This window comes from Brachyspira hyodysenteriae ATCC 27164, assembly GCF_001676785.2.
In the GTDB taxonomy this organism is placed as follows: Bacteria; Spirochaetota; Brachyspiria; order Brachyspirales; family Brachyspiraceae; genus Brachyspira; species Brachyspira hyodysenteriae.
Genome location: NZ_CP015910.2, coordinates 617,094 through 638,769, shown reverse-complemented (window position 1 = coordinate 638,769; position 21,676 = coordinate 617,094). Strand labels below are relative to the sequence as shown.

Here is a 21,676-nt window from a genome sequence, read left to right as displayed (position 1 = left end):
TTTTTATTTTTAATAAAAATGAATACTTTTATATAAAATTCTCATTTTATTATTTTAATGTTGATTTTAGAAAATAATTTTACTATAATAAAAGCAATTAGGATTATTTATGAAATATTTTTTACGTATCTGTATATTGTTTGGTTTACATTGTGCTTATGTATTTTCACAAAATATAAATAGTGAATATAATCAATTTATAACCAAATATTTTCAAATGAATAATAAATATAATCAAGGCTATATCGATTATATTTCTAATAACGAATATATAATAAATTTTTTTAATAATGCCAAAAACTTTATAGAAGATATAAATCCGCAATTTTGGAAAGATGTACTTAACAATCCAAAATTAATAGAAAAATATCCTGAATCTCCTAATACAATACTTTTGATGTCAAGTATCGAATTTTTATATGATATTTATAATTTTAATATGTCAGTTGGATATGCAATAGAACAGAAAATTAAAAGAAAAATACAGTTTAATGCTGCTTCAGGAGATAATTATGGATTAATAATTCCTTTACATTTTCCATTAGGTACTGTAGGTATTGGAGCATACTTAAATTTTCAGCTTGAAGATACAAAATCTTCATTAAGTTATGATAATGATTTTGCAAGACTAATAAATTCTATAGATAAAGTGCCATTTCCATATATTGAAGTTTTTGGTTCTATTAATTGCTGGACAGCTCCTATGTCCATAGGATTAAGATTTGCATTTATGCCAGGTTACAGCGAATTTTATAATCTTTTTGTTAAAGATACAAAAATAGAAACATTCGGATTACATGGCGGTATGGACTTAAAATTCTATATTTATAGAGATAAATATTTTTTTGTTGATGCCAGAGCAGATTTCAATTTTGATTATGGAAAATTCAATATGGCTTTTATGAATGATAGGTATGTATTTCAGATGCATAATTCCGCAAACAGCACATATACAGGAGCATACTTTGGAACATCAGCCGACATAAAAAGTAAATGGATAAGTTTTGCTTTAACTCCAAAATTAGTTGGAGGATTAAAATTAAGAGATAAAGTTCCATATATAGATTATTTTGCAATATACGGATTTATTGGAGTTGATTTAGTATATAGTTTTGTAGATTCTGATTCTGAATTTGGTATAAATACTGTTACAGAAAATATTAATAATCAAACTTATGAATTTAATACAAGTATGCCTAAAATATCAATAAAAGATAATTATTTCAGTTATGATATAAGAGTTGGTGCAACTATTGATATATTTTACCAATCTTTATCATTTGAATATGCTATATTTTCAAAAAGTTTTTCAGTTATGTTTGTACCATTTGTGTATAGATTTGCTGGAGAACCAAAATTATAAAGGAGTCTAATTTATGAAAATAAAAAGTTTTATTATTCTTATAACTATTATTTTAATTTTTATTATATCTTGTAATATTCAATATTTAAGTCCTGATAATGCATTAGAAGAAGCAAATAAAATCAATTTTTTTGTATACCAAATTCATTTACCATATACTAGCGGAGGAGGAACTTTTCAATGCCCTGTAATATACGATGCTATAGATAGAAGCGGAGGAAGCAGATTAGGAATTAGAGGAATTATAGATAAAACTACAATATTGAGTATAGCAGAATGCCTAAGAAAGCAGCCTGATAAGCATGTATTTTTGTATGCAGAAAATGTTATTTTTGAAGGAAATGGAAAGAAATGGCCTAATGAAAGTTTTATGAATGTAAAAAATCTTACAGGTGTTTATTTTCCAGCTGATATGGAGGCTATAGGAGATAATGCTTTTGATAATTGCACATCTCTTGAAGCTATAGTTTTAGGTACTAATTTTAAAACTATGTATCCTAGTATGCTTGCTGGTGTAAAAAATCTTAAGCATGTTGTGTATTATGGTACAAGATTAGATTTTACAGGTGCTAATAATGGAGATGCTTGGAAAGGAATAGATCAAAAACAAATGACATTATATTTGGGAAATTTTGACGGATATAAAGAAATTATATCAGGAGGAAAAAAATATACTACTACAAATTGGGCTAGATATACTTGGAAAAAAGTTTATTATAAAGGACAATTCAGTATTGAAGATATAATAGAAGTTCTAGAATAATTTATATATTTACTTTATCATAATCATATAATTAATAAAATTTTAAACAAACGGTATTTTACTTATAAAAAATATACTGTTTGTTTAAAATTCATTTATATTATATGTATTTTATAATGACTTATAAGCAGATAAATTATAATCTCCTAATAATTCATTAATATTAAATTCACCTTGATACTTTACATCTTTCCAACCATATCCGCCCCATCTGCTAAAATCTTCCTCTCCTCTTTCTACATTAGGCAAATATAATGTTATTTCCTTTTGTGGCTTTCCTGAAAAAACAGAATTACCCTCAAATTGAACTGTACTAAGTTTAGTACCATAATATATAATAGTTTCTAAATTAGGAGTATCTACTAATGATCTAGCTCTAAACCATTCAAAAACTTGATTTACAACTATTATTTTTAAGTCTTTAGCTCCCATCAAACCTTCAACTCCTAATCTCTTAAGATTATCAGGCATTACAAAAATTTCTAAACTGCAATTTTTAAATGCATATTGATACATATATGCTATAGTATCAGGTATATGCATTTCTTTCAATTTATCAGTATTTTGAAAAGAATAGTCTCCTATTCCAACCAAAGAAAGAGGAAGCATTACATTTGTAAGATTTCTGCAATTTTCAAAAATTCTCTTTCCCATATTATTTACATCATGAGGAAGCTTTATTCCTGCTAAATACTCTAAATTAGCAAAATTACCATCTCTCATTGAAGTAATTCCTGTACAGTTTTTTAAATCTAGATAAATGTATTTATTAGATTTTCTTATATAATCTTTTATAATATCCATACTTTGAGTTGTTAAAGTACCACTGAAACATAACATATATCCATTTCCATTATTTAAATATTCATCCATCATTTGATCAGTTAATTGCACTTTAGATAAATTAATATAATCTCCTGTAATATAGTGTGAATTTGGATCACTAGTTATTAAATCAGGTTTCAAAAATTTAATCTTGCATGAGGTAGTTAATGTAATAATCAATAATATTACTAAATATCTATTCATATAATCATACTCCTATATTTTCGGCTCAGATGCAAATCTATACACAAAAGGCATAAACATTATCGAAAAACTTTTTGATAAAAAAGCATATTCAATAGATAATGACTGATAAAAAATATCAATATTTAATCCCAACCTTATATCATATGCAAAATATTGTCCGCTGCTTGAATCCTGATCTTGATGAGAAGTTTTAATAACATAATTCGGATCATTTTTATTATTTGGTGATATTAAATACATATCTCCTACGTTTATATTATATCCTCCCTGATAAAAACCATATATTAAATCAACACCTAATATACCATATATAGCAAAATAATCTATATAAGGTACTTTTTCTTTAAATTTAAATCCGCCTACTATTTTTGGAGTTAATGAAAAAGACGTCCATTTACCACCCATGTATGTACTCGAATTAAACAAAACACCACTATTAACTGCATTCTCTATAGGAACTTCAAAAAAGAATTTTTTATTTTTTATATTTAAATTAATTTCACCTATGTCAAAATTAAAATCCGCACGAGTATCTACAAAAAAGTATTTATCCCTATAAACAAAAAATTTCAAATCTAACCCAGCATGGTATGCAATTGAATCTACTTCAATATCCTCTATAAATGGTCTGTATAATTCTCTAAATCCAGGAGCAAATGCAAATCTAAGACCTATTGACATTGGAGCTGTCCAGCAATTTATTTGTGTTGATAATTGTATGTATGGTATTGGTATATGATCAATAGCATTAAGCATATCATGCCAATACCCAATTCCATCATTTTTTTCATCAGGCAATTGAAAATTAACATATGTACTAAGTCCTATAGTTCCAAGAGGATAATGCAGAGGGATTATAATACCATAATTGTCTCCAGATGTAACATTTATATTTATTTTTCTTTTTAATTTAGACATTATGGAATCCATCTTATCAAAACTGCCTTCATAAAGATATGCCAAACCACTTGAAGCTCCCAAAAGAAAAGCAACATCATTATTATCTGTATATCTGTATATTTTAGAAGGATCCTTCATTATAGCAAGCCAATTACTAGAACCAAGACTTTCTATATACTTGTATGTATTATTCCAAAGTCTTTGTATTGATGGAAGTTTTGATAAAAAATCAATATCATTTTCTATATATTCATCAAACTGAGAATATTTTTGCATAAATTCTTGAAATGTCGGTTTAGCAGGATTATTTTGAGAATATAAATTTTTATATAAACAGAGATACAACAATACTGCAACTAGTATAATATTCCTACGAGAAAAAATAGTATTAATCATAAATAAAACCTCGTTAATAAATCTATAAAAAAAGTATTGTTTGTCAAGCTTTTAGTTATAATAACTAATATTATTAATTAAATATTAAAAAAATTATATTTATAAATATTAAATAAACATAATATTGTTTAGATTTACGATTTGTATTTTTATTAATATATAGCATGTTATATTTTATTCTTTTGCTGCATTTATTAAAAAATATATTCTTGTAATTACTAAGCATATTTAAATAAACATACAATCATAATTATATATGATGTTTTGATATTAGAGTTTTGATTATAAAATATGATTTAATATTATATTTCATATATATGTAATCTTCACAATATTCTAAAAAGTTTTAACTAATATAAAAAATAAAATGATACACATATTATAAATATGTTATAAATGATAATTCAATATTGAATATATTATAATATAATAATTAACAAATATATGAAAAAGATATGAATAATAAATATTGACTTTTAATATCATAAAGTGTATTATATTAGTAAATTTTACAAGGAGTATTATTATTATGAGAAATGTTTTTATCACTATTAGTGCCATTCTATCATTAATATTAATGATTGGATGCCAAAAAAGCAACAATCTCAACTACATTTTTGCTACAGGCGGAACAAGCGGTACATACTATTCATTCGGCGGAAGTATAGCTAGTATATGGAATGCTAATATAGAAGGAATGAATGTTACTGCTCAATCAACAGGAGCTTCTGCTGAAAACTTAAGACTTCTTAACAGACATGAAGCTGATTTAGCATTCGTACAAAACGATGTTATGGACTATGCCTATAACGGTACTGATATATTTGACGGTGAAGTATTATCAAACTTCTCTGCTATTCTTACATTATATCCAGAAATAGTGCAAATAGCAGCTACAAAAGCAAGCGGCATCACAACAATTGCTGATATGAAAGGAAAAAGAGTATCAGTTGGAGATGCTGGAAGCGGTACAGAATTCAATGCTAAACAAATATTAGAAGCTTATGGATTGACTTTTAATGATATAAACAAATCAAATCTTTCATTTAAAGAATCAAGCGACGGACTTCAAAACGGTACTTTAGATGCTTGTTTCATAGTTGCAGGAATACCTAATGCAGCTTTACAAGAATTATCTTTATCAAGCGATATCGTTTTAGTATCTTTAGACAAAGTTCAGGTAGATGATATCTTAAATAAATATAAATATTATACAGAAGTTACAATACCTGCTAATACATATAATAATGTTACTACAGATACTACAGCAATAGCAGTAAAAGCAACTATCGCAGTTAATAACAATATACCTGAAGATGTTGTTTACAATCTAATAAAAACTTTATTTGATAAAAAAACTGATTTAGCAACTGCTCATGCTAAAGGTGAAGAATTAAATATTGATGATGCTTATAAAGGCATATCAGTACCTTTCCATCCAGGTGCTTTAAAATATTATAAAGAATTAGGATATAATATACAATAATTACAAATATACACTTTAAGATGTATTCGTTATTATCGATGTATAAAGATAATAATGAATACGTCAATAATTGATTATTCTAAAAAATATATATGTTAAAAAAAGTTATTATATGTATATCTGTCATTGTAGTAATTATTGCTTTATTATTTATACCTCTATTTCCAAGACTTGTATTAAATAGTGTTAAAAATAATAAAGTTAATTTCATATTTAATATTAATAAAAAAGAATTTTTAATTTCATATACCCATTCTGTAAATAAGGGAAGAATTAGAGATTATTATATTATAAATACTAATAATGATATTGTATTGGATAAGACAAGATTTGTATCTTATGGAGCAGGTATGTCGGATCCTCAAAATGATGAAAACATAATTATTACAGATGATTATATAGAAATAAATAATATTAAAAAACAAATAAAAGATTTATATTTATTTGTCGGAATTGTAGCTGACCATAGAATAGAACTTGGCGGAAACGGAAAAGAAATAAAATTAAATACTCTATTCGAACCTCAAGTAAATATAAAAATACAATATAAAAGGGTGTCATTATTTACAATTATAATAAATATAATAAATAATAAAATATTAAGGGGGAACAATGAAACATAGAAATGATATTCACATTCCAACAGTTGAAGAAATTGATAGTTATATGAGCAAATATGATAGTGAATCAAGATATAGAAAATATTCTGATTGGAAAAAATATTTAATAATTGTTATATCTGTTGTATTTTGTTTATTTCAATTATATTCAATACTTTCAGGAAAAATTACAGCCCAGGTTGTAAGGGCTACACATTTAGCATTTGTTATACTTCTTGCTTACTTGCTTTTCCCTATGAAAAAAGACATGCCTAAAGATAAACTACCTTGGTATGATGTAATATTTGCTATAATTGGTGCTGGTTCTTGGAGTTATATTACAATTAATTTTGAAACAATAGTAAGAAGAGCTGGTATATATACAACAACTGATATTATTATAGGAATAATAGGAATACTCCTTGTATTTGAAGCTTGCAGAAGAATAGTAGGACTTCCAATACTTGTAATATCAATAATTTTTATTATATATGCATTATTTGGAGCTTATGCACCTGGTTTTTTGAATCATAGAGGTTATTCACTTCAAAGATTAGTATCACATTTATTTTATAATACTGAAGGAATAATGGGTACTCCTATAGGTGCTTCAGCTACATTTATATTTTTATTCATATTTTTTGGAGCATTGCTCGATAAAACAGGAATAGGTCAGTTTTTTATAGATATATGTAATGCTATAGCAGGAGGATTTGACGGAGGTCCTGCTAAAGTAGCAGTACTTACAAGTGCTATGTTTGGTACAGTATCAGGAAGTTCAGTTTCAAATACTGTAGGTACAGGAAGCTTCACAATACCTATGATGAAATCTTTAGGTTACAGACCTGAATTTGCTGGTGCTGTTGAGGCTTCAGCTTCTACAGGAGGACAGTTAATGCCTCCTATAATGGGTGCTGCTTCATTCTTAATGGCTGAAAGTTTGGGAATTCCTTATATGGAAGTTGCTAAAGCTGCTATTATTCCAGCTATACTTTACTTTACAGGTATATTCATAATGGTGCATTTGGAAGCTAAAAAAACAGGTCTTAAAGGTTTATCAAGAGATTCTCTTCCTAAAATAGGAGAACTTTTGATGAAAAAAGGTTACTTAGTTATACCTCTTGCTACAATAATATATTTCTTTGTACTTGGAAAAACTGCTATTTATGCCGGTTTAATGGGTATAATTGCTGCTGGTTTAGTTGCTATTGTAAACTCAATAGTTGACATAATAATGAAAAGAAAAGTAAGCTTCGGATTTAATGATTTAATAGATGTATTCGTTAATGCTGCTAGAAATATAATTAGTGTTGCTGTTGCTTGTGCTATGGCTGGAGTTATTATAGGTGTTATAACTTTAACAGGTTTAGGTTTAAAAATAGGTGCTGGTTTAATATCTATATCAGGAGGAATACCTCTATTATTATTGTTCTTAACAATGATAAGTTCTATCATACTTGGTATGGGAGTTCCTACTACAGCAAATTATCTTATAACTTCTACAATAGCTGCAAGTGCAATAATAGGTTTAGGTTATGAACCTTTAGCTGCTCATATGTTTGTATTCTACTTTGGAATTATAGCTGACGTTACTCCTCCTGTTGCTTTGGCTGCTATGGCTGGTGCTGCTATTGCTAAATCAGATCCTCTTAAAACAGGTATTGAGGCAACAAAACTTTCTATTGGTGCTTTTATCATTCCTTATATGTTTATATTCAATCCGGATATATTGATGATAAATACTACCATTGCCGATGTTATACCTATACTTATAACTTCTCTTATAGGTATGTTTGGAGTATCCGCAGGACTAGAAGGATATGTATTTAGAAAATGCAAACCTTATGAAAGAATATTATTCATTGTAGCAGGTTTATTATCTATATATCCTGAATTTTATTCTGATATTATAGGAATAGCTATTATAGCAATATTAGTTATTGTACAAATAGCAACAAGAAATAAAAATAAAATGAATACTGCAGCTGCTTAAAATAATTAAAAAAATAATGATGAGGAAGCTTTTAATATTATAAAGGCTTCCTCATTTTTGTATATTGATTTAATAAACTTATTCATATATATAATATTTACTACTATGTAAAAATATGTTATTATATTTTTCAATTAATTAGGAGACATAACTTTATGGATATAGAAATAGTAGAAAAAGAAGATTTTGAAGTTATAGGAAAAGTAGCTGAAGGAGAAAGCGAAAAACATTCTAAATGGGTATTACCTTTATGGCAGGAATTTAATAAAAATGTTAAAGAAATTATAAATTTGGTAAAGGTTGATGAAAATAATAATTTGTCAGGTATATGGGGAATTATGAATGATATAAATGAAACATTTGCTCCTTGGGGAGAAAGAGGTAAATATATGGCAGGTGTAGAAGTGAAAGAAAACTCTTCTGCCCCTGAAGGTTGGACAAAATGGAATATAAAAGGAGGTAAATTTATAAAAGTTAAATGTAATATAGAAAATTACAGCAAAGTATTTACAAATGTAGTTGAAAATTATGCTCCTAAAAATGGCTATACAATAATAGGAAATGTTATGGAATATTATATACCTAACAGCAAAGATTTTTATCTATTTTTTAATATAAAAGGAAATTAATATGCTTGAAAAATTAGTAATAGCAACAGCAAATAAACATAAATTAAAAGAAATAGAATCGCTATTTAAAGGAACTGTTATAAAAGAAATATTATCAATGCCTTCAGATATAGGTGAAATAATAGAAGACGGCAGCACATTCATAGAAAATTCTCTTATAAAAGCAAAAACAGTATATAATCATACTAAATTACCATCTTTGGCAGATGATTCAGGACTATGCGTTAATGCTCTTGGAGGAAAACCAGGAATATATTCAGCTAGATACGGCGGAGAAAATTTGGGATATAAAGAAAAAATGCAGATGCTTTTAGATGAATTAAAGGATAAAAAAGATAGAACTGCATATTTTATAACTTCTGCTGTTTGCGTATTGGATGATAATTATTATATAGCAGTTGAAGGAAGAGTTAATGGTAAAATAATAGAAAATCCAAGAGGTTTTGATGGTTTCGGGTATGACCCTATATTTCAGCCTGACGGATATAATGTTACATATGCTGAAATGAGTTTAGAAGAAAAAAATTCTATGAGTCATAGAGCATTAGCTATGAATAAAATGAAAGATATTTTATCATGCATTTCAAATTATTAATTAATGAGAAATATATTATATAATTTTATATATATATTAGTAAATATAATACTTATATAACTAAAATTATAAAGACAAACAATATATAATAATTATATGATTAATATGTTTTATATAAACAATAAAAATATTTTTAAATAATAACAATTACTATTTAGTATGTATAGTAACTTGACAATGAAAAAAAACTTTATATAATATATAGCATGGAGAGGAAAAATGGCTAAACTTCACATCGATAATGAGAATGTAAAAAAATACATATTCAATGTTTCAGAAAAGCTCATGAGACATTTTGATTTAGAGTATGAAATTACAAAAGAAGATGAATATTTTGATCTTTATGCCTTTCACAGAAACGATTTTTTCAAGTCGTTTATAACTAAATCTACAGTTTATGAAGGTTATTCTGTATTTGAGCATATGCTTTTGAGATTTATTAAAGAATTAAAGAAAGAAGATATAGAAAATTTCCAAGATATGCTTATTAGATTAACACCTATACTATCAAATCCTAATAAATTTCATAAAAGAAGTTTAATAACAGGTATATTAGTAACAGAAAGCCCTTTAGATAAAGAATGGGAAAAAATAACAAAAAAATTCTTTTATAAGGTTAATTACAAGTTATTATTTCATGGATGGTCAGAAACACAATATGCTATAGTGTCTATGACAGATAAAAATGTATATCTACCTAAAATGCGTAAGAAAGAATTAAAACTTCTTCTTTCGGATTTTTAGGAAGTTATAAAAAATAAAAAAAAAGGAGATAAAAAATGAATGCTTTCATTCTTCTATTGTTAGGTATGATCATATTTTTTGTAGCCTATATTACTTATGGTTCATATTTAGCAAAGAAATGGGGTATCGACCCTGGCAAAAAAACACCTGCTCATACTCTTAATGACGGTAAAGACTATGTACCTACTGATGCCAAAGTTCTATTGGGACACCACTTCTCTTCAATAGCCGGTGCCGGTCCTATCACTGGTCCGATTATTGCTACTATGTTCGGATGGCTCCCAGTATATCTATGGATAATATTCGGATGTGTATTCTTTGGAGGAGTACATGATTACGGTTCATTAGTTGCTTCTTTAAGACATGAAGGTAAATCTATTGGTGAAGTTATAAGACATAATGTTAGCCAAAAAGGTAAAATAATGTTTACTCTTTATGCATTTATTACTATTTGTTTAGTAGTAGCTGCATTCCTAGATATTACTGCTGGTACTTTTGCAGTAAACGTTGACAACTACAGAGAATCTGCTGCTGCAGGTACTGCTAGTATGTTATTTATCGTTTTAGCTTTATTATTTGGATTTTTAGTATATAGAAGAGGTGCTAGCGTTGCTGTTTCTACAATTGTGGGAGTAGTATTATTAGCTGCTATTATTTTCATTTCTGATAAATTCCCATTCTTAACTTTGGAAAAAGTACATTGGCAAATAATATTAGTTATTTACAAATATTAGCTTCTTTAATGCCTGTTTGGATATTGTTACAGCCTAGAGACTATTTGTCTTCATTCTTGCTTTATGCTATGGTTGTAGGCGGTGTTGTAGGTTTGGTTATAATGAGACCTGCTGTACAAACTCCTGCATTTACTAGCTTTATGCCTAGTGAAGGTAACTATTTATTCCCAATACTTTTCATTACTGTTGCTTGCGGTGCTATATCTGGTTTCCATGCTCTTGTTAGCTCTGGTACTAGTGCTAAACAGCTTAACAGTGAAAAAGATGCAAAATTAGTAGGATACGGCGCTATGCTTATTGAAGGTATAGTTGCTATAGTAGCTTTAATGAGTGTTTCAGCTGTTGCTGGTAACGGTGAAGGTACTCCTGCTGCTAGATTCGCTACTGGTGTTGCTACTTTCATGACTTCTTTCGGAGTTCCTCTAAGTATGGGTAAAACTTTCGTTACTTTAGCATTTGCTTCTTTTGCTTTAACTTCTTTAGACAGTGCTACTCGTATAGGAAGATACTTAATACAGGAATTAGGTGAATATACTGGTGCTGACGGAAGAGTACATAAAACTTTCTTAACTAATCCTTATATAGCTACTGGTATTACAGTTCTATTCTCTTTAGGATTTACTCTTTACGGTTATGCTAGAATTTGGCCTATATTCGGAAGTGCTAACCAATTATTAGCTGGTTTATCATTATTAGCAGTTGCTGCTTGGATAAAAAATCGTCAGAAAAGAACTTCTTGGGAAAATATCATTCCTTTGACTTTCATGTTCGCAGTTACTCTTTCAGCTTTAGCTTTAGTTGTTTATACTAACATTATGAAAGCTACTTTTGATGGTTATGTATTAGCTGCTATAGCTGCTGTTATGATCATATTGGCTGTTGTTGAATTATTCATCACTGGTCAATGGGCTCGCGGATTGTCTAAAGAAACTGCTTCCAACCCTAATGATCCTATTAAAAACAAATAATTTTATTTAATATAGAATTTCCCCCTTCCATAATTATTTTATGGAAGGGGTTTTTTATTTTACTATATTTTGATACTATAACTATTATCTAAATTAAATTTTTAATCTAATTAAATTTTTAACTTTGTCGATATTCAATATGACTCATATTTTAAACAAAGGTGAATATTTTCTAATATTATGTCTAGTAAAAAATTTAAATTAAAAGAAGAAAAAGCAGTATTTGCTGATATTAAATCTGCAATATCTATAGCAATATTTGATAGTGAAATCAATAATTATGACGGAAGTGTTGATACAGATGTAAGAAGAGCCGTTATGTATAATAAAATAGTATTTGAAAACTTAGTAAAACGTCTATTCTCATATCAGGCAAGCAGAGAAGATAAAAAAGATAGATTAAAAGAACTTTCAATCATAAAAATGATAAAAAATGAAAGTAATTCCATATCTAAAGAGAGGATTTATTACGTAGAAAATCCAAATGAACAAACTTTTGAATTTTTAAATGATGTTTTAGATAAAGATAAAAAGGTAAGAGGATACAGTGAATATATACTTTATTCACTATTTAATCATTATTTTGACTATATAAAAAATTGATAGTTTTAAATATTATCCTTAAAAGATAAAGAGGATCATATCATTATGAAAAAAATTCTTTCAATAATTATAATATCTATTTTCATATCATTATCATCTATGTTATTGGCACAGAATGCTGCTCCAAATGATGAAAGAAATATTGACAGAGAATTTTATAATGCAGAAAAACTTTTCTTCCAAAAAAAATATAATTTTGCAAGAGAAGCATTTCTTTTATATTTGAAAAGAAGACCATTATCAACAAATGATATGCTTTATTATTATATAGGAGCATGCTATTTCCAAGATAAACAATATGAAAATGCTATAAATTATTATAAATTAGCATTTGATATCAATGATTCATATTCATATTGTAATAATATAGCAAACTCATACTATCAATTAAAAAATTATGAAGATGCTTTGCTTTGGTATAACAGATCCATAGAAAGACTTCATTCACCATATACAACTAAATTAAATCATGAAGTATTAACTAATTATACGGTTTCACAAAATGTAGTAACAAATACAATATTTATATTTGAAGTTGACAATACTGCTTCTAATGAATCTATGACTAATATGTCTATAGGATCAAATGAAACATTAACAAATGAATTTATATCAACTAATATATCAACTCCAGCCATAACTACAAATACCGTATCAACAAATTTATCATCTGATACTAATGCAATATCTGATGCAATAAATAATCTTAATATTGCAAATGAAAATATAAAAAATACATTAGATAACACATTTACAAAACTTCCACTATTTACAAATGTAGTTATAACAAATACATATACAAATAATTATGAATTTACAAATACAACAGTAATATTTGAATCAAATCCTAATTTTAATTTAGAGGTAGTAGATCCTTCTGTTTCAGAAACCTCACTCCCTCCAGACAATGTAACTAATGAAGCAGCAGTAGGAGACTCAAATACTGTAACTATGAATACAAATTCTACAGTTACAGGTTCTACTTATGTAATAACAGAGGAAAATCCATTCATTGTAACAAATATAGTTATAATGACTAATGTTATGGATACCAATGGAAACATGGTAGAAATAAAAACAAATATAGCTTCAGTAGATGCATATAATACTTGGGCTTTATACTACAGTGCATATCTTAATATGGGACATACTTTCTTGGCACTTGGTGAAATAACTAATGCCGCTATATCTTATGAAATATTTTTAACTAATGTAGGCGGAGAGTACTATCAGAAAGAATCTTTGGAAAGAGTTATATCTCTTATAAGAAGTAATGATACATCAATAAGATTTATGCCTTTTACAAATAATTATAGGATAAATACAAATAATGACGGAAGCATAACAACAGAAAATATATTCCCTAATTTCGATTATGAAAGAGAAACTATATATCCTAACGGAGTAAGAATAGTTTATGAAAATGGAAAAATAGAAAAGACAAAGATGTATTCAAACAATTATGAAGTTTCAGATACTATATATCCTTATGGAAAAAGAGAAATAGAAACTTTATTTGAAAACGGAGATAAAAGAGTAGAAACATATATGATAGATAATTCAAAAACTATCAATACAAAAACATCTTCTGGGGATAGTTTTGAATACACTTTATATCCTGATGGTTCTTTTATAAATAGAAAAACTTTAGACAGCAACAAAGCATTTGTAGTAGAAAGATCCGATGGTTCTATTACAACAAACTATAAGGATGATAATGGAGCATTCTTCTATACAAGAAGCTTAGACGGTACAGAAGTAAAAAGAACTGAGGATAATTCTGGAAATATTACAACTGAGACAAGAAGAGTTGACGGAGCGGTTATAGTAAAAACAGAAAATCCTGACGGAAGTTATGTAGTAGTAGCAAATTACATAGACGGAAGTATAGGAACTACAACAGTAGATACAAATGGAATAAGCAATTTAAAAATAGTTTATCCTGACGGAAGAGTTGAGGAAAGAAATTCAACAGGAGCAGGTGCTGGTACATTCTCATACAATGTTAAATCCGATGACGGAAGCATTATAACAAAAACTTATAATGAAGACGGATCATTTACAGTAGTAACTAAAAAGGTAGACGGTACAGTAATAACTGATACAGTTGCTGAAGATACTATAAGCGAAATAAAAATGCCTGATGGTACTACTATAAAAAGAGTAATAAGACAGGACGGCTCAAAAGAAACTACTACTCTTAACAGAGATTCAAGTACTGTAACAGAAGTAGTTGCAGCAGATTCCAGCAGTATAACAACAACTATAAAGCCTAACGGATCAAGTATAGTAGTAGTAAAAGATATACAAGGAAACACAGAAACTACAACAACAGAAGCAGATGGAAGTACTTCCACTACGAAAACTTACACTGATGGAAGATCAACTGTTAATGAAGTAAGAGCTGACGGGGTTTCTATAGATATAGAAAATGACGGAAGAAATAAAACTACTGTGGCAAGAGATGCTGAAGGATATGTACTTGAAATGAAGCAATACAGAAATGAAGATCCTGAAATAACTTTAGTTGATTCTTTAGGAGAGCCTGTTGAAGCAGAGATTGCCAAAACAGTTATTAGAAGAATGGATTTAAATATAAGAGTTGAGGATATTGATAATCTTAAATTACCTCCGCCTCCTCCAGAACCAGAACCTGTAGAAGATACTACTATCACTGATGACACTACTACAGATGATACTACAGTTACAGAAGATACTACTGCCGCTGATGATACCGCAGTAACTGATGATACAACTGCAGGTGATACTGTTACAGATGATACAGCTGCCGATACAACAGGAGACACCGTTACAGATAATACAGCTGCTGGAAATACAACTACAGATGGCACTGCCTTACCAGATGCAACAACAGAATAACAATTAAATTAATATAAAAATAAAAGAGCCATGAAAATCATGGCTCTTTTTTATACTCTAATTATTTTATTTTAAAATAAACCTTTTATCTTACCGTTTTCATCTATATCAATATTGCAAGCCACAGGAATTTTAGGAAGTCCCGGCATATCTATAATACCGCCTGCCATAGCAATAATAAATCCGGCTCCTGATGCAAGTTTTATTTCATCAATATTTAATGTATAGCCTTTAGGAGCATTTAGTAAAGCAGGATTATCAGATATTGATTTTTGAGTTTTTGATATACATATAGGAAGATTACCGAATCCCATATTTTCTATTTTCTTCATCATTTTTAATGCTTTATTAGAAAATTTAACTTCCCCTGCTGAATATATTTCTTTACATATAGTTTCTATTTTTTCTTTTATACTTTTTTCCAACTCATATAAAGGCTTATAATTTGATTCTTCAGAAGCTGCTTTCAAAACTTTATGAGATAATTCTATTGCCCCTTCTCCGCCTTTAGCCCAAACTTCGCATAATGAAATATCTATACCTTTACTCTCGCAATGTTTTGTTATGCATTCTATTTCTTTATCAGTATCTGAAACGAATTTATTAATTGCCACTACTACAGGTACATTATATTTCTGCATATTCTCTATATGTTTATCTAGATTTTCAAAACCTTTAGTTAAAGCTTCTAAATCTTCTTTATTGATATCAGAGGCTCCTCCATGATGTTTTAATGCCCTTATAGTAGCAACCAATACAATACAATTAGGCTTTAAACCAGCAAGACGGCATTTGATATCTAAGAATTTTTCAGCTCCTAAATCAGCAGCGAAACCTGCCTCTGTAATAGTATAGTCAGATAATTTCAAAGCCATTTTTGTAGCAAGTATAGAATTACATCCATGAGCAATATTAGCAAAAGGACCTCCATGAACTATAACAGGAGTATTTTCAAGTGTTTGAACTAAATTAGGTTTTATAGCATCTTTAAGGAGTGTACATGCAGCACCTTCAATCTTCAAATCTTTTACTCTTAAAGGATTATCATTAATATCATAGGCAAATGTAACATTTCCTATTTTCTCTTTCAAATCCATTAATGAATTTGATAAACAAAGTATAGCCATAATTTCAGATGATACAGTTATTTGAAATGATGACTGCCTTACAACACCATTCTCACTTCCTCCAAGCCCTATAACTATATCTCTTAAGGCTCTGTCATTCATATCCAAAACTCTTTTGAATACTATTTTATTAATATCTATTTTTAATTCATTTCCCTGTTTAATATGATTATCAATACAAGCAGATATTAAATTATGGGCACTGCTTATAGCATGGAAATCTCCATTAAAATGAAGGTTAATATCTTCCATAGGTACAATTTGAGAATAACCTCCTCCGCATGCACCTCCTTTTATACCGAATACAGGTCCAAGAGATGGTTCTCTTAAAGCAGCAACAGCATTCTTTCCTATTTTATTTAATCCTTGAGTAAGTCCTATTGTAACAGTAGATTTTCCTTCTCCGGCTGGTGTAGGAGTTATAGCAGTTACTAAAACTAATTTTCCATCTTTTTTATCTTTTAATTTATTTAATAATGATAATTCTATCTTAGCCTTATATTTTCCGTATACCTCATAATCATCATCAGTCAGATTCAATTTCTCTGCTATTTTTTCTATTCTTTCCAATTTGCACTCTTGAGCTATTTCTATATCTGTTTTCATATATACTCCAATCAAATAATTTTTATATACAATTCAAATATACTATACTTTTAAAATATTTGATACTATATAAAATTTTATAAAATAAAAAAATATTATTGAATTTTGTAAAATTATTATTATAATCTTTAGAAAGTTTTAAATATTTATTATAAATAAAATTTATTTAAGCATTTAATTTTTAATTTATAGAAAAGGATTTTATTAATGGATAAAGTAAATATAAGTCTTATAGGTGTGGGAAGAATGGGTCAATTCCATTTAAATGTTGTAAGTCAAATAAATCATATAAATTTAGCAGGTATATACGATGCTGATGAAAATCATCTTAATGAAATATCTCAAAAATATAATATAAGAAAATTTAATAGTGTAGATGAAGCTATAGATAATGCCGATGCTGTTATAATAGCAAGCCCTACAATATATCACTTTGAAATAGCCAAAAAAGCTGTAGAAAAAGGAAAGCATGTACTAGTAGAAAAACCAATGACAGAAACTTATGCTCAGGCTTTAGAATTAGAAGAAATAGTAAAACAAAAGAATGTTATACTTCAAGTTGGTCACGTTGAAAGATTTAACGGTGCTGTACAAGAACTTCATCATATAATAGAAAAACCTTATTTAATAGAAGCTAGAAGATTAGCTCCTTTTACTCCTCGTATTACTGATGTAGGAGTTGTATTCGATATAATGATACATGATTTGGATATAGTTACTTCTTTGGTGAAAAAACCAATAGTGAGATTCTCAGCAAGCGGAAAAAGAATCAGAACAAAAAATGAAGATATAGCAAGTGCATTATTAGAATTTGAAGATTCAACTATAGCAACAATAAGTGCAAGCAGAGTAACTCAGGAAAAAATAAGAACTTTAGCTATCAGTACAGAAGAAGCATATTTTATATTAGATTATGCTACTCAGGATATCACTATACATAGACAAGCAGCAAGTCAAAGTAATATAAAAACTTCAGTTGGTATTAATTATAAGCAGGAATCTATAATAGAAAGAGTATTTATACATAGAGATAATCCTCTTAAATTAGAAGATGAACATTTCGCTAACTGCATATTGGGAAAAGATAAAAGATTTGTATCTATTGAAGATGATGTAAATACTATAAAATTAACAGAATCTATTCTAAAAGAAATTAAAAAAACTTGGTAATAATTTTATCGCATATAAAAAATAATTGCCTAGTATATATTATATAAAAAATTTAATTATATAATTATACTAGGCAATTATAATAATTAGGAGAAGCAATTTAAAAATAATACCTTCCGCCTATACTCATTCTGCCAAATCCGGCTTTATTAATTTTTGCAGGATATCCAAGTTCTTTGCCGTCAGGAACAAGATGAAGTCCGCCTCCAAACTCTAATACTATGCCAACATGTTTACTCACATTAATATTAAAACCTGCTCCTCCCCCAACCTCCCAATAATACGGAGAAGCAAATAAAAATTTTCCGCTTTTATCAGGATCAAAAGATAAAAATCCAAAACTAAAAAAAGCAAATCCATATCTTGATATACTTATTTCACCTTTATATTCATCATCTCCGCCGAAAGTAAATTTTTGCATAAGTCCCAATTGATACATCTGCGGACTGTCATCATATATTTTTGAACCTGTTACAGCAGTATAGCTTTTTATTTGAAAATTATTATATTTCATTATCTTAAAACCAAACTCTATATTGACAGTTGTCTTTATAGAATCTGCACTGCTAAATAATCCTATAGAAAAAAATCTATTATCTAATACAGACCTAAAACCTTTTTTTTCATTACTTTCTTTATTTTCTTTATTATCCTCTGAATATACTATAGTAAATAAATTAAAAAATAAAATATTTACGATAAAAATATATCTTAATATTTTCATTGTATCTCCCAATACTAAACAAAGGGAAATATTAATAATGCAAAAATGTTACTGATATATAAATTAAAACTTATTATTCATTACTCTCTTCTAATTCTGTTATTTCTTCGCCTTCTTTTATAGTTCTTATTTGAGTAAAGAAATATACATACTTAGCAATAAAAAGTATTACAAGAGCAATTCTAGCATGCAGATTATTCACAAAAATAAATGTAATTATAAGCATAGCACTTACAGGCAACAGTATAGTAAGTTTTGATTTCAAAGTCATAGCTCTTGATTTCACAAAACTTTCTAGATATTTTTTATATAGTTTTGTAGACATAAACCAATCATGAAATTTTTTAGAGCCTTTAGCAAAAAAGAAAGATGCAAGCAAAAGAAAAGGTGTTGTTGGAAGTATAGGCACAACTATTCCCACAGCACCTATACCAACAAAAATAAAACCTAAACATATAAATAATATTCTCATATAACACCTTTAATAGTTTTAAATATTTTTCTTCATATTGCATACCAACATTACAAAAACATGCTTCAAAGCAATTACAGGGCTATAAAAAATCATTCTCTTACCTGAAAAAATCATTATATTTTTTATTTTCTCTCTCATATCTTTTTTATAGCAATGAGAAGAGCATGCGCTGCAAAATGTTTTTGTAGATATAAATCTGCATTTTGAAGTCCTTTCGCAAGCATAATTATAAACTTCTTCACATTCTTTGCAAATATTTTTACTTCCAAATGTTTTATTATAATTTTTATGATACTCTTTATGATTATGTTTACAATACAATTTAATCATATAAAGTAGCATATTTTTTTCATAATATATTTTTCTATTTATTTTCATCAAGCTATTATTTTGTTCAAATTTTCCAATAACTTTCATATCCGTAACTTTAATTTTATATTGGGCATCTTATATTTTAAGACACCCAATAAATCTATTTTCCCAAAGATCAATAAATCAATAATTTAGCAAATTAAAACTTCCAAGTGATACCGGTACTTCCATTGAAAGCTAAACCTCCCTGTTTACTATCTCCTATACTATCAATAGTTGTAGCACTTCCAATCTGAGCCTCAAAATACCATTCTAAATTAGGTTTAGGAGTTATATATAATTCTCCATATACCAAATATCCAACCGAATAAAATAAAGGCGGTATTCTTACAGGCTTAGCACTGCTTGCATAAGAATTAATTCCTCCTGTAATCATAGAGAATGATAAAGCAGGCTCCAAATACAATGTAATAAACTCACTTTCAGCAGTAAACCCCACAGGAACGGATATTCCTAAAAACTGCGGCTTTGTAAGATAATATTCTGTACCTCCTATCTCTATTGAAGCTCCTTCACCTGTAAACATTATATTATGAGCAGTAAAATCATAATAAGGCACTGATTGTATTGAACCTGTATCACCTATTGAAAAAGCACCTATAGGATTTGAAGCATCTATATTATAGAGTCCGAATCCTGCTCCTCCTTCTTTAGTTCCAGTGGGTGTTGTTACTTTATATGAAGTACCTGTAAAATCCGCTATAGAACCTTGATATAATACTCTTATCTGAGGCTCTACTAATACAGGATCTGTTGCCGCTATAAAATAACCTCTTACATCTATTCCTATAGAATGTGCTGTAGTATCTTTAAGAAATCCATATTTACCATTCTCGCCTACAGTTCCACTTACAGTACCCATATTTATATTTCCGCTTCCTGTCAAATCTCCGCTTCTGCTTTCATTAGCTTTTAATCTATACATACCATATTTAAGATTAACTCTTATTCTGCTGAATATATTGTTTCCTGTATAATATTCTATTCTAGTATCTGTTGAAACTGCTATATCTCCGTCATTAACATTTCCGCTTCCTACTCCTATTGTAACAGGTACATTGATTCTCAAGTTATCATTCAAAGCTGTTGCTGTTATTATAGGAGTATGCGACTGCCAGCTTCCTGATATATATTTAAACTGATAACCTACACCTATACCAAAACTTTCTGTTTTATATCCAAATCCTGCTATTGCTGCCGGTCTGAATGTATTTATTCCTCCTTTAGTACCTCTGTCTAAATTATCAAGCAATACTCCTGCAGTTTCTCCTGATACTCCAACCATAAATCTTAAATTCTCTGTTCCTGCCAATACTCCGAATCTGTCAAGCCTTATTCTTAATTGATTTTCATCAACTAAAAAATCATTGAAATCTTCTACAACAGTATAACTAAATGCACTATAAGCAGTTATTAATAAAGCTGATAAAATAAAATATAAACGTTTCATATATAATCCTTTATTTTGTTTATAATTTTTTTAACAACTTTGTACTTTTATTAATTCAAATATATTT

Annotated in this window: 18 protein-coding genes and 1 pseudogene; 12 read left to right on the top strand and 7 right to left on the bottom strand. The window is 28.2% G+C overall.

What is annotated here, in order from left to right; all coding sequences use genetic code 11:
* The first annotated feature begins 109 nt into the window (after positions 1–109).
* Positions 110–1,363, top strand: coding sequence for a hypothetical protein (locus tag BHYOB78_RS02965; protein ID WP_020064245.1), 1,254 nt, complete (start codon positions 110–112; stop codon positions 1,361–1,363).
* Between the two features lie 13 nt (positions 1,364–1,376).
* On the top strand, positions 1,377–2,126 hold the full coding sequence (locus tag BHYOB78_RS02960; RefSeq protein WP_020064246.1) for a leucine-rich repeat protein: 750 nt from the start codon (positions 1,377–1,379) through the stop codon (positions 2,124–2,126).
* A gap of 111 nt (positions 2,127–2,237) precedes the next feature.
* Here BHYOB78_RS02960 and BHYOB78_RS02955 read toward each other — a convergent pair whose 3' ends face one another.
* Positions 2,238–3,155 carry a leucine-rich repeat domain-containing protein gene (locus BHYOB78_RS02955; RefSeq protein ID WP_020064247.1) on the bottom strand — a complete coding sequence of 306 codons (918 nt, stop codon included), beginning with the start codon at positions 3,153–3,155 and terminating at the stop codon, positions 2,238–2,240.
* A 12-nt stretch (positions 3,156–3,167) separates the two neighbouring features.
* On the bottom strand, positions 3,168–4,454 hold the full coding sequence (locus BHYOB78_RS02950; protein WP_020064248.1) for a hypothetical protein: 1,287 nt from the start codon (positions 4,452–4,454) through the stop codon (positions 3,168–3,170).
* A gap of 529 nt (positions 4,455–4,983) precedes the next feature.
* Here BHYOB78_RS02950 and BHYOB78_RS02945 point away from each other — a divergent pair.
* The 9 genes and pseudogenes from BHYOB78_RS02945 (at position 4,984) to BHYOB78_RS02905 (ending at position 15,685) form a co-directional block, all read left to right on the top strand.
* Positions 4,984–5,940, top strand: coding sequence for a TAXI family TRAP transporter solute-binding subunit (locus BHYOB78_RS02945; protein ID WP_012671880.1), 957 nt, complete (start codon positions 4,984–4,986; stop codon positions 5,938–5,940).
* Between the two features lie 92 nt (positions 5,941–6,032).
* Positions 6,033–6,563 (top strand): DUF1850 domain-containing protein, encoded by a 531-nt coding sequence (locus BHYOB78_RS02940; RefSeq protein WP_012671879.1) that lies wholly within the window; start codon positions 6,033–6,035, stop codon positions 6,561–6,563.
* Positions 6,553–8,532, top strand: a complete 1,980-nt coding sequence (locus BHYOB78_RS02935) for a TRAP transporter permease (RefSeq protein WP_012671878.1) — start codon at positions 6,553–6,555, stop codon at positions 8,530–8,532. The genes BHYOB78_RS02940 and BHYOB78_RS02935 overlap by 11 nt, the downstream gene beginning before the upstream one ends.
* Positions 8,533–8,687: 155 nt before the next feature.
* Positions 8,688–9,161, top strand: a complete 474-nt coding sequence (locus BHYOB78_RS02930; protein ID WP_012671877.1) for a GyrI-like domain-containing protein — start codon at positions 8,688–8,690, stop codon at positions 9,159–9,161.
* 1 nt (position 9,162) lies between these two features.
* Complete coding sequence (rdgB, locus tag BHYOB78_RS02925) at positions 9,163–9,756, top strand: RdgB/HAM1 family non-canonical purine NTP pyrophosphatase (RefSeq protein ID WP_012671876.1); 594 nt, start codon at positions 9,163–9,165, stop codon at positions 9,754–9,756.
* A gap of 219 nt (positions 9,757–9,975) precedes the next feature.
* Positions 9,976–10,500, top strand: a complete 525-nt coding sequence (locus tag BHYOB78_RS02920) for a DUF8052 family protein (protein WP_020064249.1) — start codon at positions 9,976–9,978, stop codon at positions 10,498–10,500.
* Between the two features lie 35 nt (positions 10,501–10,535).
* A pseudogene (locus BHYOB78_RS13870) lies at positions 10,536–12,202 on the top strand (carbon starvation CstA family protein).
* 180 nt (positions 12,203–12,382) lie between these two features.
* Positions 12,383–12,805 (top strand): hypothetical protein, encoded by a 423-nt coding sequence (locus BHYOB78_RS02910; RefSeq protein WP_012671873.1) that lies wholly within the window; start codon positions 12,383–12,385, stop codon positions 12,803–12,805.
* Between the two features lie 45 nt (positions 12,806–12,850).
* The gene (locus tag BHYOB78_RS02905) at positions 12,851–15,685 is read left to right on the top strand and encodes a hypothetical protein (protein ID WP_020064250.1); all 2,835 of its coding nucleotides are present in this window, start codon (positions 12,851–12,853) and stop codon (positions 15,683–15,685) included.
* Positions 15,686–15,756: 71 nt separating this feature from the next.
* Here the strand turns inward: BHYOB78_RS02905 and BHYOB78_RS02900 are convergent, their stop codons facing one another.
* Complete coding sequence (locus tag BHYOB78_RS02900) at positions 15,757–17,418, bottom strand: formate--tetrahydrofolate ligase (protein WP_020064251.1); 1,662 nt, start codon at positions 17,416–17,418, stop codon at positions 15,757–15,759.
* A gap of 207 nt (positions 17,419–17,625) precedes the next feature.
* Here BHYOB78_RS02900 and BHYOB78_RS02895 point away from each other — a divergent pair, with 207 nt between their 5' ends.
* On the top strand, positions 17,626–18,588 hold the full coding sequence (locus BHYOB78_RS02895) for a Gfo/Idh/MocA family protein (RefSeq protein WP_020064252.1): 963 nt from the start codon (positions 17,626–17,628) through the stop codon (positions 18,586–18,588).
* A gap of 100 nt (positions 18,589–18,688) precedes the next feature.
* Here the strand turns inward: BHYOB78_RS02895 and BHYOB78_RS02890 are convergent, their stop codons facing one another.
* From BHYOB78_RS02890 to BHYOB78_RS02875, 4 genes are all read right to left on the bottom strand, one after another.
* A complete protein-coding gene (locus BHYOB78_RS02890; RefSeq protein ID WP_028331308.1) occupies positions 18,689–19,312 on the bottom strand; it encodes a hypothetical protein in 624 nt (207 codons plus the stop codon).
* A 73-nt stretch (positions 19,313–19,385) separates the two neighbouring features.
* The gene (locus BHYOB78_RS02885; protein WP_020064253.1) at positions 19,386–19,784 is read right to left on the bottom strand and encodes a YbaN family protein; all 399 of its coding nucleotides are present in this window, start codon (positions 19,782–19,784) and stop codon (positions 19,386–19,388) included.
* An 18-nt stretch (positions 19,785–19,802) separates the two neighbouring features.
* Positions 19,803–20,204, bottom strand: coding sequence for a nitrous oxide-stimulated promoter family protein (locus BHYOB78_RS02880; RefSeq protein WP_012671867.1), 402 nt, complete (start codon positions 20,202–20,204; stop codon positions 19,803–19,805).
* Positions 20,205–20,298: 94 nt separating this feature from the next.
* Positions 20,299–21,609: a variable surface family protein gene (locus BHYOB78_RS02875; RefSeq protein ID WP_012671866.1), complete on the bottom strand. Its 1,311-nt coding sequence runs from the start codon at positions 21,607–21,609 to the stop codon at positions 20,299–20,301.
* Positions 21,610–21,676: the final 67 nt, after the last annotated feature.

Excerpts from the sequence above, each read along its gene's own strand:
- BHYOB78_RS02965 (WP_020064245.1), top strand. The coding sequence starts at position 110 with ATGAAATATTTTTTACGTATCTGTATATTGTTTGGTTTACATTGTGCT.
- BHYOB78_RS02960 (WP_020064246.1), top strand. The coding sequence starts at position 1,377 with ATGAAAATAAAAAGTTTTATTATTCTTATAACTATTATTTTAATTTTT.
- BHYOB78_RS02955 (WP_020064247.1), bottom strand. The coding sequence starts at position 3,155 with ATGAATAGATATTTAGTAATATTATTGATTATTACATTAACTACCTCA.
- BHYOB78_RS02950 (WP_020064248.1), bottom strand. The coding sequence starts at position 4,454 with ATGATTAATACTATTTTTTCTCGTAGGAATATTATACTAGTTGCAGTA.
- BHYOB78_RS02945 (WP_012671880.1), top strand. The coding sequence starts at position 4,984 with ATGAGAAATGTTTTTATCACTATTAGTGCCATTCTATCATTAATATTA.
- BHYOB78_RS02940 (WP_012671879.1), top strand. The coding sequence starts at position 6,033 with ATGTTAAAAAAAGTTATTATATGTATATCTGTCATTGTAGTAATTATT.
- BHYOB78_RS02935 (WP_012671878.1), top strand. The coding sequence starts at position 6,553 with ATGAAACATAGAAATGATATTCACATTCCAACAGTTGAAGAAATTGAT.
- BHYOB78_RS02930 (WP_012671877.1), top strand. The coding sequence starts at position 8,688 with ATGGATATAGAAATAGTAGAAAAAGAAGATTTTGAAGTTATAGGAAAA.
- rdgB (WP_012671876.1), top strand. The coding sequence starts at position 9,163 with ATGCTTGAAAAATTAGTAATAGCAACAGCAAATAAACATAAATTAAAA.
- BHYOB78_RS02920 (WP_020064249.1), top strand. The coding sequence starts at position 9,976 with ATGGCTAAACTTCACATCGATAATGAGAATGTAAAAAAATACATATTC.
- BHYOB78_RS02910 (WP_012671873.1), top strand. The coding sequence starts at position 12,383 with ATGTCTAGTAAAAAATTTAAATTAAAAGAAGAAAAAGCAGTATTTGCT.
- BHYOB78_RS02905 (WP_020064250.1), top strand. The coding sequence starts at position 12,851 with ATGAAAAAAATTCTTTCAATAATTATAATATCTATTTTCATATCATTA.
- BHYOB78_RS02900 (WP_020064251.1), bottom strand. The coding sequence starts at position 17,418 with ATGAAAACAGATATAGAAATAGCTCAAGAGTGCAAATTGGAAAGAATA.
- BHYOB78_RS02895 (WP_020064252.1), top strand. The coding sequence starts at position 17,626 with ATGGATAAAGTAAATATAAGTCTTATAGGTGTGGGAAGAATGGGTCAA.
- BHYOB78_RS02890 (WP_028331308.1), bottom strand. The coding sequence starts at position 19,312 with ATGAAAATATTAAGATATATTTTTATCGTAAATATTTTATTTTTTAAT.
- BHYOB78_RS02885 (WP_020064253.1), bottom strand. The coding sequence starts at position 19,784 with ATGAGAATATTATTTATATGTTTAGGTTTTATTTTTGTTGGTATAGGT.
- BHYOB78_RS02880 (WP_012671867.1), bottom strand. The coding sequence starts at position 20,204 with ATGAAAGTTATTGGAAAATTTGAACAAAATAATAGCTTGATGAAAATA.
- BHYOB78_RS02875 (WP_012671866.1), bottom strand. The coding sequence starts at position 21,609 with ATGAAACGTTTATATTTTATTTTATCAGCTTTATTAATAACTGCTTAT.